Source organism: Mucilaginibacter yixingensis (genome assembly GCF_041080815.1).
Lineage (GTDB): Bacteria > Bacteroidota > Bacteroidia > Sphingobacteriales > Sphingobacteriaceae > Mucilaginibacter > Mucilaginibacter yixingensis.
Genome location: NZ_CP160205.1, coordinates 1478330 through 1491129, shown reverse-complemented (window position 1 = coordinate 1491129; position 12800 = coordinate 1478330). Strand labels below are relative to the sequence as shown.

The window sequence follows — 12800 nt, the reverse complement described above, 5'->3', positions numbered from 1 at the left end:
CCCCAACACTACAATCGATTGCAGTGTTACAGGGATATTATATGCTCTTTGCGACCATTTTAAAGAAAGTGCTAACCAACAAAACCTGATACTTATGTATGAATCTTTACTTTCTTTTACAAAAACCACTGGGGGCCTAACCTATCCCCACGCGGGCTACGCTGCATGCAATGCATCTTTTAGCCCAGCTAACAATATTCACCTTAACCTTATCACAATCTTATCAATACCTAAACCATGAAACCTTTCCTGTCACAAGTAGTAACCCGCTCTGATGAGTCGTACTGCGTTAAGCAGCTTTTTGCTGAAGATTACCAGGAACAATGGCATCATCACCCCGAACTTGAATTGCACTATGTGATACGGGGCGAAGGCCTACGTTTTATTGGCGATAACATCAGCAATTTTAGCGATGGCGAAATGGTATTGCTCGGCGCTCACCTCCCCCACAGCTGGCGTTTTAACACTGATATGGAAGGCCCGCCCGCGCAATCCATCATTCTGCAGTTTGGGCAAAACTGCATGGGGCCGGCATTGAACGGTCTACCTGAGGCTTATCAGCTGCCTGTGTTGTTTGAAAAAGCAAAAAGGGGCATCGTTATTAATGGTAAAGCCAAAGCGGTGTTAGCAGGCCTGATGCAACGCATGCTAATTGCTGATGGTCTGGAGCGCATTATCCTGCTTCTGTCTGTACTAAGAACATTAACAGACGACAGGGAGCAAGAGGCCATTACGCTGGCAGAAAACCGCATTTTTTCATCAGAGGACGCGGATTTGAATCGCCTGGATCAGATTTGCCAGTACACGCTCAGCAATTTCAGACGCAATATTAGCCTGAAAGAGGTGGCGGCATCCAGCAACCTGAACCAAACTTCGTTCTGCAGGTACTTTAAGCTGGTTACTAAAAAGAATTATTCATCATTCCTGATACAGGTACGCATTAGCCAGGCTTGCCGTATGCTGATTGATAATCGGCACACCATCAACGTAATTTGTTACGATTGCGGCTTTAACAATATCTCCAATTTCTATCGTCACTTTAAAAAGGTAACGGGTATGACGCCTTCCGAGTATAAGCAGAAATACCTCACAGGTTACCTCCGCAAAGTGGCATCGTAAGTACATACAAATAACCAAACCCTTAAAGCCGGTTGCAGCGCAAGTTTGCACCGGCTTTTTTGTTTATTAATATATGGCGGGTATATTTAGGCGGCAAAAAAAATCAGCAAAGCCATTACTAAATACCAATTATGAACCGCAGAGAATTTGTTAAGAATACGGCCATCACCGCGCTGGCCGGCTCTATGATTGCTCCTATTGAAGCGCTGGCCGAACCAGCCGTAACTCACCTGGAAAGCGCCGATCTATCGGCCATAACCGGCCAGCCAAACGGATATCCATTAAATTTTTTAGCTATTGGCGACTGGGGCCGCAATGGCGAGTATAACCAGGCAGAACTGGCCGTACAAATGGGAGACTGGGCTAAAAATCATCCTACTGATTTTATCATCTCTGCAGGCGATAACATATATCCAAAAGGCGTGGTAAGCGAAATGGACCCGGCCTGGCATTACTCTTTCGAGGATGTTTTTAAGGCTCACTCGCTGCAGGTTGACTGGTTTGCCATACTGGGCAATCATGATTATTACTGCGACCCGGATGCGCAGGTACGCTATAGCAAAGTGAGCCGCCGCTGGAATATGCCCGCTCGTTATTATAAAAAAGAGGTATCGCTGGGCAATAACAACGGTAAGGTATTATTTCTGATGATTGATACGCAACCTATTATCTACAACATTGACAGCCAGCATCCGACACAACAACTAGAATGGATTGATAAAACCTTGCAAGAGGCTTCTGCCGATGTTAAATGGAAGATTGTTGTTGGCCACCACCCTGCTTACACTGCCGGGCCACGTATTAATAACTACGATACCTTATCCATTCGCAAGGCATTGGCGCCAATTCTTGTAAAAAACAAAGTAGATCTGTACTTGTCTGGTCACGATCACTCGTTACAGCATCTAAAACCTAATGATTTTGTACATCAGTTTATCTCGGGTGCAGGCTCTGAGTTAACACAGGTAAGCACAGGCGTGCCTGACAGCCGTTTTGAAAAGTCTGAAAATGGATATATGTATTTCTCCGTCAACAGTAATGAGATTGCCGTAAAAGCAATTAGCTATAAAGGAGAAATGTTGTATGAAACAAGCCTCAAGAAGGCTTGATATCAAACTTTAATTAAGTGACATCCTAAATAAAAGAGAGGGATATTTCCTGGGCGATAATGCAGAACGCATAATCGCTCAGAAAGTATCCCTCTCCTATTTTGCTATATATGGTTGTTGGTATTACAACGGCACCACAATCACATTAACAGATACGCCATCCAGCTTCAAGTTATTATCCCTTGTCCACGCAATAGTGCGGCTTGACGGCTTAATCACATCCGGATGATCGATGCTATTAAAAGCCAGCTTATCGGTTCCTGAAAGCTGAATCCATTCTGCTTTTTTGCCGGTTGTATTGCCTAGCACATTTACCGATACGGTTTTAACCGACGCCGAGGCATTGACCAGCTTAATAATCAGGCGATGATTATCAGCGTCAAGCGTAGCGCTGCTGTATATGCTATCCTGGCCAGCCAATGACTTACCATCAGTGTGTGTTGGCAATACTGCCGTGCCTCTGTTGGTTGCAAATAATTGCTGCACGTAATAGTTAGGCGTAGCCACCGAGTGCAGGTTATCAAACCAAATCAGGTCTGGGCGCCATTGCCAGGCGTCTGTACGGGCAAATAGCGGCGCGTAAGATGCCATTTGTACCACATCTGCGTTACGTTCCAGGCCAGTCATCAGCGCAGCTTCGCAAACGGCGGCCCAGATGGTATTATGACTTTCGGGACGGGTATCTTTCTGCGACGCATCAGGGATATGACAAGCATATTCACCGGCAAATATTTTGGTATCGCCGCGCTCGTAGTTATCGTATCTGCTGGCATTTTTTAGGAACCACTCCGGCGGACGGTAGTAGTGTTCGTCAATAAATCCTGCTTTTTCGGTACGCATGGTTTGAGTAAGGTAGTTAAAACGATCGCCATCCGGATCAGGACCAGAGCTGGTCACCAGCTTTACTTCCGGATGCGCTTTCTTTAGCGCAGCTGCAAACAGTTTGTAACGCTCTACATATTGCTCGCCCCATTGCTCATTACCTACGCCAATCATTTTCAGATTAAACGGTTGCGGGTGACCGAGTTTTGCGCGCAACGCGCCCCATTTTGTGGTAGTTGCACCATTGGCAAACTCAATCAAATCCAACGCATCCTGTATGTACGGATCAATTTGATTAACCGATGCAACCTCGGCACTATTAAACTGGCAGGCCATACCGCAATTAAGTATAGGCAGCGGCGACGCACCAATATCTTCGCACAACTGGAAATACTCAAAAAAGCCAAGGCCGAATGATTGAAAATAATCAGGCGCGTTGCGATAGCTAAATTCTACGTTCCAGCGGTTCATAATCAGTTGACGTTCGGCTACATTACCAATGGTTTTTTTCCACTGATAACGATTCAGCAGTTCACGCCCTTCCACAATACAGCCACCGGGGAAACGCATAAAACCGGGATGCAGGTCAGCCAGTTTCTGGGCCAGGTCTGCGCGTAAGCCGCCCGGGCGATGTTTCCAGGTATCTTCAGGAAATAACGATACCATATCAATATCGATGCTGCCCTTGCCGGTAAATACAACGTTCAGTTTCCCTTTATCTACCGTTTGTGAACAGGCAAATTTAACCTGGTAAGTTTTCCAGTCGCCAGCCACCTTAACGGGTTCAGTATGTCCTACCGGTGAGCCCTTTTCGTCAACCACTTCTGCACTGATGTTCACATCGCCAGAAACAGCATGGGCCATTATAGAAAAGTTATAGGCATGATCTTTCTCTACCCCTACGCCTCTGAAACCTTCATTGGTCAATACAAACCGCCCTTTATCATTATTCAAAGTCACGGTAGCATAACGCGGGTTATTACCATCGGCATTGCTTCGGTTTACCACCAGCAAGCTGGCGTCGGCACCGTCTAAACGGGTTTGTTTCCAGCCCATCATCGGCATCGGAAACTCAAACGAGCGATTTTTGACCAGTTCGGCATACAGACCGCCGTCGGCGGCAAAGTTGATATCTTCGAAGAAAATGCCCCACATGTGAGGAGAAATGCGCGCTCCAGGTTGGTTAGCGGCCACCGTAATTTTTACCGGCGATTGCCCATGCACCTGCAAGCTGCCAAAAGCCACAGCCAGCAATGCCGCGCGCTTTAAAAGGCGGTTAATTTGGTTCATCGTTTTTATTTCTGATTACTATAGGTTATACTACAATAATAAGTGTAAATTTTACATTTACAAAAAGAAACGATAGATAATAATGATGACTATTTTACGTACAAAAGGCTGCCAATTAGCAGCCCTTTATACGTAAAGATATTATGTTCATTAATAACTTAATCAAAATAACCACCCTCAACCATATCAACCAACAAATCAGCCTGGTTTGGCTCCCAACCCAGCGCCTTACTAGTTAACACTGCCGAGGCCTTGCAATCCATAGCTGCAAAATGACTGAACCAGGTGAAATGCGCTGCAACGTCGTCCCCCGTTTTACTTACCACCGGCAAATGCAGGCCCTCGCCTATCTTTTCGGCAATTTGTTTAAATGAGATACCTTGTTCGGCCACTGCGTGAAACACCTGCTGTTTGGGTTGCTGCTCAATAATGAGGCGATACAACACCGCTGCATCAAAACGGTGTACCGCAGGCCAGAGGTTTTTGCCTTCATCAATATAGGCCGACTCGCCTTTCTCTTTGGCCATACCAATAATCATCGGCACAAAACCATGATCTCCTGCACCATGAACAGTAGGTGGCAAACGCACAATATAAGCCTTAACACCTTTGGCTGCCACGGCCCGGGTTGCCTCTTCAGATGCCACACGCGGCATTACGTTAGAACTAACCGCAGGCAGATCATTTTCAGTAACTACCCCGCTTTTACCGTTCAGCAAACCAATACCGGAGGTAATTACCAACGGCCGGTCTGAACCTGCTAATGCCGAACCCAGCGCCTCGATAATCCGTCGGTCGCTTTCGCAATTCTCTTTAAAATTGGCAAAATTATGATTGAAGGCGGTATGGATCACGGCGTCACAACCGATGACACCTTGTTTAACACTTTCTACATCGTCCAGGTTACCCCGATAAACGGTGGCACCGGTAGCGGCCAGCTTAGCGGCAGCTTCATCAGAACGGACAAGGCCAACCACCTCATGACCGGCCGACAATAATTCTTTTACAATGGCAGAGCCTACAAAACCAGAGGCTCCTGTAACATATACACGCATAGGAGATTAATTTTTATTGACAACAAAAATCAATCAAAAAGGGTGGCAAAACGAGGTCATTTGACCATATTTTACGAGCGTTGCAGCTGTGCGCTGCGCAAACGGGTAAGTGTTTTTAGGGAGATGCCCAGGTAAGCAGCAATCATACGCAATGGCAGTCGCGTCAGCAAATTAGGGTAATGCTGCACAAAGTCATCATACTTTTCTTCGGGCGTTCCGCTCAACGTGGTGTGCAGGCGCTGGCGGGTGCTATGCATTGTTCTGGAAACAATATGGTCGGCATATTTCTTCAATAAGGGCAATTCTGATAGCAAGCGCAAAAAATCGTTCCTCGTCCAAAGCAATACTTCGCTATTTTCTATAGCGCTGATGTAGTAGCGGCTCGGTGTTTGCGTATCATAGCTCTCGGCGTCTAACGTCCATGTATGCTCTGGCGAGAATTGCAGTATATGCTCGCTCCCATCCTCTTTCACCGAATATGTGCGCAGCATGCCCTTCGCTATAAAAACTTTATGCCGACAAACTTCACCAGGAGTTAACAAGGCTTCATTACGGTGTAGTTTCCGTGTATCGGCGCAATCACTTATCAAACGAATCTCTGCTGCTGATAATGCGGTCTCAGAGCGCAGGTAACTTTCAAACTCAGTTTTCATAGTCAAACTCAAAAATAACAAAGGCCGATGGGTTGAACAAACAAATAAAAACGCCAAACAGGCGTCAAACAACGCATCACTGTAGTTGTTGGAGGTAAAATAGTTTTCCCACATTTCTTCAACATTATCGGCATAGCCCGGTAAATACCCTAACTTTGCCGCCGTTATATGGAAGCTGCCGGTAACCACACTACTTCAAAAGCTTTGCGCACCACGCAGGTGGGCATTGTTATCAGTATCATATTAGTATTTCTGAAGGCCATTTCAGGGCACCTCGGTCATTCTTATGCATTGATTGCCGATGCTACAGAAACCGGTGCCGATGTATTCAGTTCGGGCCTGCTATTGCTGGCACTGCGCCTTGCCGTAAAACCGGCGGATAAACAACACCCCTACGGTCACGGAAAGGCTGAGCCAATTGCCGCGGTAATGATCTCTATCTTTTTGATTGGTGCAGCCTTTTGGATTGGTTTCCATGCCATTGAAATGATCCAGACGCCGCATGAGTTGCCTAAACGCTTTACGTTGGCTGTTTTGATGATTGTGATGGTGATTAAAGAGATCATGTTCAGGTATGTACGGGCGGTAGGCCGTCAACTAAAGAGCAACGCCGTTATTGCCGATGCTTACCATCACCGTAGTGATGCCATTACATCTGTTGCAGCTTTTATTGGCATCTCCGTAGCGCTAATCATGGGCAAAGGCCATGAATCTGCCGACGATTGGGCTGCATTGCTAGCCTCTGGCGTCATTATTTTTAACGCCATCGGTATATTACGACCAGCCCTGGGCGAAATTATGGACGCCGCCCCATCCGAAGAAATTGTTGAACAGGTGCGCGAACTGGCCGCCAGCGTTCAGGATGTAAGGATGATTGAAAAAACCTTTGTACGCAAAATGGGATTCGATTACTTTGTCGACCTCCACGTTCAGGTAGATCCTGACATGACGGTGCAACGCGGCCACGAGATTGCCCATCAGGTAAAAGACCTGTTGCTGCACAGCGATATGAACATCAAAGACGTACTCATCCACATTGAGCCGTATGACGGCCGTTAGTGTTTGCTGATAAAATATCAAATATAACGCCCTGCCCTATTGAGGCTTCAATGATGTAATCACCCTGAATTTATTTTGATAGATCACCCGGCCATCAGGCTTTACATATTCAGCAATAGCCCCGGCTACAACCTCCATCGTTTTATCCAAACCACTAAAAGCTATTGCATTAGCAACCGGCCCTGCCGAGAGCAAACCTTTTAAAGCCGTTTCTCTATCATCATATTCCCAGGGTGTGGGCACATCGTAATTATCAATAATCCGGAAACCCGTTTGGGTTAGCAGATCCTCCAATAAATGATTCTCCGTCAACGCAAACGGCCCGGGAGCGCCTGGCGGAGGTGGTGGCATCAACGCACCTATTGCTTTCAAAAAACTGGCAGCCTCGCAATCTTCCCGGTTACCCCATATCATGGTCACCAATTTGCCACCCGGTTTTAGTACACGCTTAGCCTCAGCCAAGGCATTGGAAACATTAGCCGCATACTGGAACGAATTGAAGCCGGTTACTATATCAAAACTACTATCCTGAAAAGGCAGTTCCTCCATTTCGCCCACCACAAAATCTATTCCCGGCACGCGCCTCCGGGCTTGTTCAATAAACTGCTGAGTAGCGTCAAAACCGGTTACCTGGGCCCCTGCCTGTACGGCCATTTGGCAAAAGAGGCCGGTGCCGCAGCCTATATCCAACAGGGTATCCGCCCCCGTTGGTTTCAGCAAGTTTAGTGCATAATAGTACCCAGCGTCGCAGGTTCGCTCCTGTATAGACGCCCAGTCGCCGGGGCGTTGGCCCCAAAGCGCTGCCTGTTTAGCTTGTGATCCCATGGCTTGTAAGATTTTTAATATGTCTTTGTAAACTAATCCATCTTAGATAGCTCTACAAGCGCCGAAAACATCATTTTTCTATCACCGGCATATAACTTCCCTGCCGGGCTTCGGCATTGAGCCCTGCTCGTTCATACAACAATTGCTGCGCTGCTGCTACGTTTTCATCTTTGCCGGCCCATTTATCCAATGCTGGTTGTTGTATGGCGCGGGAGAACGAGAAGGTGAGCGCCCAAGGCATATCGGGATACCCGATGTGCATTGTATTTAACCGCTCGGTAGCCAGTTGCGCCGATTGCCCGCCTGATAGAAATGCAATACCCGGTACCGCTGCCGGCACAGATCGCATAAAGCATTGTATGGTAGCATCGGCCACGGCTTCCAGATCGTCCTGCACGGGGCAATCTTTACCCGGCAACACCATATTGGGTTTCAGTATTATTCCATCCAAAACCACCTTCATGTGATGAAGGGCAGCAAAAACCGCATGCAAAACCTGCTCCGTTACCTCGGCACATCTTTGCAGCGTATGGCTGCCATCCATGAGCACTTCAGGTTCAACAATCGGCACTAATCCGACTTGCTGACACAGCGCGGCATATCGGGCCAGCACAAATGCGTTGGCTTTAATACCCATGGGCGTTGGGATATCATTACCTATGGTAATAACAGCGCGCCACTTGGCAAACAGCAAGCCTTGTTTGGCATAGTTGGCCAGGCGGGTGGCCAGTCCGTCTAACCCCTCGGTAATCTTCTCGCCCGGAAAGCCGGGCAGATCTACCGTACCCTGATCAACCTTGATGCCGGGAACAATACCTTTTTCCTTCAGAATGGCTAGCATTGACCGGCCGTCGTCTGTTTGCTGATGAATGGTTTCATCAAACAGAATTGCACCGCTGATGTACTCCTCCAACCCCTGCGTGGTTACAATCAACTGCCTGTATTTACGGCGGTATTCCTCCGTCTCCGGAATGCCCAGCGCCTTAAACCGTTTGTTGGCGGTAGGTATACTTTCGTCCATAGCCAGCAGGCCTTTATCGTCGGCCAGCATTCTGCTAACTGTTCCCTTCAGCAAGTTGATATCCATAACCTTATGTATTTTGTGTGATAAACAAACACCTCAAAACCGGCGTTGTTTCACTCTGTTTTGGTTTAAGTTTTTCTTAATTGGTTTTGTGTGTGTAAATTTTCAGACCTTCTCCTCCAGTCAACCTATAACCTACACATTTTAGCTATATTTAAAGCGCAAAAATTAAGCTATTGAACATCCCTGCTTCCATCAGGCGCGTTAAGGATAAAATTGGCGGCTCATCGCAAGATTTCCCTTTAACGGTACGTATTTTTCATTCTGTACTGGCTATTTGCGTAGCAGCACTGGCGTATAATGTTCCGCTTAACTGGGTGGTTGGTTTGCCTGCTATTGCGCTGGCCAGTGGTATAACCGGCGCTGCGGTGGCTGTTTTATATTATCTCTCACGCTTTCGCGGCCATACAGCCGTATCGCGCATTGTTTTCTGCATCATCGGTAATCTGCTTTTTGTAGCCAACTACTTTTTAAACTCGGGTATTGACGGCCCTACAGGCTATTTCTTTTTGTTGATGCTGGTGGTAATGGTAGCCATTGTGCCGGTGAGTGAATACTGGTATTGGGTGGGTTGTAATGTGCTGTTATTTCTGGGCTTGCACATTATTCAATACTTTGATCCCTCAACTGTGCCGTTTACCTATCCAGCCATAGCCGACAGATACGTTGATGTTTCATCAGCCTATCTTACCGTTACTGTGATGGTGCTGGCATGTTTTTATATTATTCGCAGCCGCTATGAAACAGAACGCCGGGAGGCCCAGCAAAACGCAGCACGACTAAAGGTGCTTGATGCCGAAAAAAACAAGTTATTCTCTATCATCTCGCACGATTTACGGAGCCCGCTGGCGCATATACAAAACTACCTGGAACTATTGGTAGAGTATGACCTGACCGAAGAGGAAAAGCGTGAAATCAAAGTGCAGTTACTGCGATCTACCAAATGCACTTTAGATATGGTAGACAATGTTTTGCAGTGGTCTAAAAGTCAACTGGGTGGTTCTAAACCCTTGGTAGAATCGCTAAATGTTGCCGTTTTGCTGGAGCCTGTTGTTCAGCTGTTCAGCAATATTGCCAACCGGAAACAAATAGTACTGGAGGACATTTTGGTAGCCGATGCCACCATTTGGGGTAACGCAGATATGGTGCTGCTAATTGTGCGCAACTTGCTCAACAATGCCATCAAATTCACCTCGCCGGGCGGTAAAGTACGCGTTAGTGCCGGACAGACTAACAGCAGCTGCCTGATTATTGTGAAAGACAGCGGCAACGGCACACCAACCAACCTTAACGACGATATATTTGACTTCAGTACCGTATCTACAGCCGGTACAGCCAATGAAACCGGTGTCGGTTTAGGCCTGGCGCTATGCCGCGAATACACGGCCTTTCTTGGTGGCCGCATCTGGTTTAATTGCGATGCGCAAAGCGGTACAACCTTCTTTGTCGAGCTTCCGGCAACCGCCGTAGCGGTGCCAGAAATAATGCTCTAAATACTATTATTTAGCCGTTAAAGCCTGCCCCTCAAAAACTACTCCCGGCCAGCCATGAGCCATAAATTGCCTGATGTTTTGATGATCTATAGCTTCTGGCGTATCTAATACAGCCTGGTAATGCTCGGCAAACAGATAAAGCGTATCTTCTTTGCTCAAATTATTCAGTTGTGCGAAAGAAAAAACCTTGGCGCTACCCTGATTTTGCGTAGCCTCATTATAAGTCTCGCCATTTTTAAACGCCGTAGGCTGATGCTGATAGTAGGTCTCAATAAATGCAATAACGTCTTTAAACGCAACGCTTCCTTGTTTTAAACTGCTTAGTAAGGTATTTAATTGGTCTTTCATGCAAAATATATTTGGCCGCAAAGCTACAATTGTAAGCCGTTTTTATTAAAAGTTTTTGAAGGACAAAGCGACACTAAAATCTACCCCCAAACACGTATGTAACACAAACGGCTGCATTGATTAACAATGCAGCCGTTTCTTATTTAATGCTCTCCAGGAGAAATTACAGCTTGAATGGCAGATACCAGTTGCTAACGGTCATTAGCTTTTTGCGTACTGCCTCGGCGTTAGGATTGCCTTCTGCAACCAGCTTGTCGCCAATTTTATTGGCCAAAAATGAAGGATCATTACGACGCAGTGCTACGCGCACTAAATCGCCCCAGCGTACGCCTTCAAAGCAAAGCTCGCGTCCGCTATCGTTAACAATCTCATTTTCCAGATCCAGCGGTCTGCTAATAATGGTGGTATCCAGACGCACCAGGTTAGCGCGGCTGCGGGTACCAACCTCACGATACCAGTCTTTATGGTAACCCTGCGGGCCACCGCTACGTGCATCAAAATCATAAGGTGCCGGTAAAAAAGTTTGCTCGGTATTGGTTACGTCATAGCTGCTTGGCGGCACGCTTGGTGCGTAAGGGTTGTACATGCTTCTGATGCCCACATTCAGTAAAGAATATGCTATTTTGTTCTGCCCGTCCTGCAATGCTGATTCTGCAAAGTGTTGCTGTAACATTGAGGTACGGTAAATTAACCAGTAACCTTGTTTAGACAATAAGCTATTTGGCAAGAACGTAGTACCGTTAAGGTAAAAATACAGCTGCTTCATAATCACCGGCTGTCCGTTAATGGTTCTTACAGCCACGCGGCTACGCGCATCATAAGGAAACCCATTATTTTGCATCTGCGAGTTCCAGTTGTTAACCAGCGCCTTAGACACGGTAAGCAAATAGCTGCCCCCCTGGTTTGAAAACAGGTTAATAAACGGATTTTGCGGACCAAATGTGGTACTGAAAGGCATACGCCATAAGTGCTCATTACCAACGTTAGTACCGGTGGCATTGGCAAAAATTTCGCGGTAACCGGCAGTAGTTCCGTCAACAAAAAGGGCGTCTGTGTTATTGGTGTAGCTGATATTAAATACGTCGCTACATACTTTATAATACCAGTATTTCTGAGCAGCACCATCGCCGTACGGACCACGCTGGGCGCCATACTCCATCAGGTATTTATAAGCTGTAGATGCATCTTTGTAATTACCGGCCCAAAGGTTAACATCACCCTTAATAGCATATTTAAGCGCAAAGAACAAACTGGTGCTATTACCATCTATAGTAGTATTAAGCGCCGAGTTGGTGGCTCCGGTAATAGGATCAGCAGCTGAATATGTTTCTAATGACCTGATTGGATCATTCATAAAAGCAGCCAGCTTTTTCAAAATATCGCTGAAAGCCATTTTTGGATATTTGCTCTGATCTTTCAAATCGTCAATACTGGCCAGCGGATCTGTAACATACGGAATTGATCCGTAGTGCATACCTAACTGCAAGTATAACCAACAACGCAGCGAACCAAGGTCAGAGTAACGCTCCTGGTAGTCTGTTGTTTTCAGCTTGCCGGTTTTGTACATATCATCAAAGTGATACATGGCATCATTGATGTTCAGGATGATTTTGTACCACGGCTTAGGGTCGACCCACGGATTGTCGGCAGTTTCTGAGTGCTCATTTAACTGACGCAGGTATTGGTCTGCATTAGCTGTAGGGCTCATCAAATCGGCACGCAGCTCATTCAGTACAATGTAGCGGTCTGCAATACCCAACAACTGCCCGTAAATACCAATAACAGCTGCGTTGGCATCGTAAACGTTCTGGTAGGCATTGGTAACATCTACCTGATCTTTAGGTTTCAGATCCAGTGCTTTTTTGCAAGAGCAGGTTGCAATCACGCAACACGCCAGTGCGATTTTATAAACGGATTTAATATAATTTCTTTTCATGATCGTC

11 protein-coding genes are annotated in these 12800 nt (G+C 46.5%); 4 read left to right on the top strand and 7 right to left on the bottom strand.

Features of this window, described 5'->3' with window-relative positions:
* Positions 1 to 237 precede the first annotated feature (237 nt).
* Together ABZR88_RS06090 and ABZR88_RS06085 are read left to right on the top strand one after the other, a co-directional pair.
* Complete coding sequence (locus tag ABZR88_RS06090) at positions 238 to 1119, top strand: AraC family transcriptional regulator (RefSeq protein WP_107828305.1); 882 nt, start codon at positions 238 to 240, stop codon at positions 1117 to 1119.
* 131 nt (positions 1120 to 1250) lie between these two features.
* The gene (locus ABZR88_RS06085) at positions 1251 to 2228 is read left to right on the top strand and encodes a tartrate-resistant acid phosphatase type 5 family protein (RefSeq protein WP_107828306.1); all 978 of its coding nucleotides are present in this window, start codon (positions 1251 to 1253) and stop codon (positions 2226 to 2228) included.
* Positions 2229 to 2351: 123 nt separating this feature from the next.
* Here ABZR88_RS06085 and ABZR88_RS06080 read toward each other — a convergent pair whose 3' ends face one another.
* The 3 genes from ABZR88_RS06080 to ABZR88_RS06070 form a co-directional block, all read right to left on the bottom strand.
* Entirely contained in the window at positions 2352 to 4340 is a 1989-nt protein-coding gene (locus tag ABZR88_RS06080; RefSeq protein WP_107828307.1) for an alpha-L-arabinofuranosidase C-terminal domain-containing protein, read from the bottom strand.
* 158 nt (positions 4341 to 4498) lie between these two features.
* Positions 4499 to 5395: an SDR family oxidoreductase gene (locus ABZR88_RS06075; RefSeq protein ID WP_107828308.1), complete on the bottom strand. Its 897-nt coding sequence runs from the start codon at positions 5393 to 5395 to the stop codon at positions 4499 to 4501.
* Positions 5396 to 5466: 71 nt separating this feature from the next.
* A complete protein-coding gene (locus ABZR88_RS06070) occupies positions 5467 to 6048 on the bottom strand; it encodes a Crp/Fnr family transcriptional regulator (RefSeq protein WP_107828476.1) in 582 nt (193 codons plus the stop codon).
* 168 nt (positions 6049 to 6216) lie between these two features.
* On the opposite strand from ABZR88_RS06070, the gene ABZR88_RS06065 reads away from it, so the two are divergent.
* On the top strand, positions 6217 to 7107 hold the full coding sequence (locus tag ABZR88_RS06065; protein WP_107828309.1) for a cation diffusion facilitator family transporter: 891 nt from the start codon (positions 6217 to 6219) through the stop codon (positions 7105 to 7107).
* A gap of 36 nt (positions 7108 to 7143) precedes the next feature.
* Here ABZR88_RS06065 and ABZR88_RS06060 read toward each other — a convergent pair whose 3' ends face one another.
* Together ABZR88_RS06060 and ABZR88_RS06055 are read right to left on the bottom strand one after the other, a co-directional pair.
* Positions 7144 to 7932: a class I SAM-dependent methyltransferase gene (locus ABZR88_RS06060; protein WP_107828310.1), complete on the bottom strand. Its 789-nt coding sequence runs from the start codon at positions 7930 to 7932 to the stop codon at positions 7144 to 7146.
* A 70-nt stretch (positions 7933 to 8002) separates the two neighbouring features.
* The gene (locus tag ABZR88_RS06055) at positions 8003 to 9019 is read right to left on the bottom strand and encodes a class I fructose-bisphosphate aldolase (protein WP_107828311.1); all 1017 of its coding nucleotides are present in this window, start codon (positions 9017 to 9019) and stop codon (positions 8003 to 8005) included.
* Positions 9020 to 9192: 173 nt separating this feature from the next.
* Here ABZR88_RS06055 and ABZR88_RS06050 point away from each other — a divergent pair, with 173 nt between their 5' ends.
* The gene (locus ABZR88_RS06050) at positions 9193 to 10509 is read left to right on the top strand and encodes a sensor histidine kinase KdpD (protein WP_107828312.1); all 1317 of its coding nucleotides are present in this window, start codon (positions 9193 to 9195) and stop codon (positions 10507 to 10509) included.
* A 6-nt stretch (positions 10510 to 10515) separates the two neighbouring features.
* On the opposite strand, the gene ABZR88_RS06045 is transcribed toward ABZR88_RS06050, so the two are convergent.
* A complete protein-coding gene (locus ABZR88_RS06045) occupies positions 10516 to 10857 on the bottom strand; it encodes a HopJ type III effector protein (RefSeq protein ID WP_107828313.1) in 342 nt (113 codons plus the stop codon).
* Between the two features lie 163 nt (positions 10858 to 11020).
* A complete protein-coding gene (locus ABZR88_RS06040; RefSeq protein ID WP_107828314.1) occupies positions 11021 to 12793 on the bottom strand; it encodes a RagB/SusD family nutrient uptake outer membrane protein in 1773 nt (590 codons plus the stop codon).
* Positions 12794 to 12800: the final 7 nt, after the last annotated feature.

Bases quoted from the DNA above. Each gene is read 5' to 3' on its own strand.
- ABZR88_RS06090 (WP_107828305.1), top strand. From the start codon at position 238: ATGAAACCTTTCCTGTCACAAGTAGTAACCCGCTCTGATGAGTCGTAC.
- ABZR88_RS06085 (WP_107828306.1), top strand. From the start codon at position 1,251: ATGAACCGCAGAGAATTTGTTAAGAATACGGCCATCACCGCGCTGGCC.
- ABZR88_RS06080 (WP_107828307.1), bottom strand. From the start codon at position 4,340: ATGAACCAAATTAACCGCCTTTTAAAGCGCGCGGCATTGCTGGCTGTG.
- ABZR88_RS06075 (WP_107828308.1), bottom strand. From the start codon at position 5,395: ATGCGTGTATATGTTACAGGAGCCTCTGGTTTTGTAGGCTCTGCCATT.
- ABZR88_RS06070 (WP_107828476.1), bottom strand. From the start codon at position 6,048: ATGAAAACTGAGTTTGAAAGTTACCTGCGCTCTGAGACCGCATTATCA.
- ABZR88_RS06065 (WP_107828309.1), top strand. From the start codon at position 6,217: ATGGAAGCTGCCGGTAACCACACTACTTCAAAAGCTTTGCGCACCACG.
- ABZR88_RS06060 (WP_107828310.1), bottom strand. From the start codon at position 7,932: ATGGGATCACAAGCTAAACAGGCAGCGCTTTGGGGCCAACGCCCCGGC.
- ABZR88_RS06055 (WP_107828311.1), bottom strand. From the start codon at position 9,019: ATGGATATCAACTTGCTGAAGGGAACAGTTAGCAGAATGCTGGCCGAC.
- ABZR88_RS06045 (WP_107828313.1), bottom strand. From the start codon at position 10,857: ATGAAAGACCAATTAAATACCTTACTAAGCAGTTTAAAACAAGGAAGC.
- ABZR88_RS06040 (WP_107828314.1), bottom strand. From the start codon at position 12,793: ATGAAAAGAAATTATATTAAATCCGTTTATAAAATCGCACTGGCGTGT.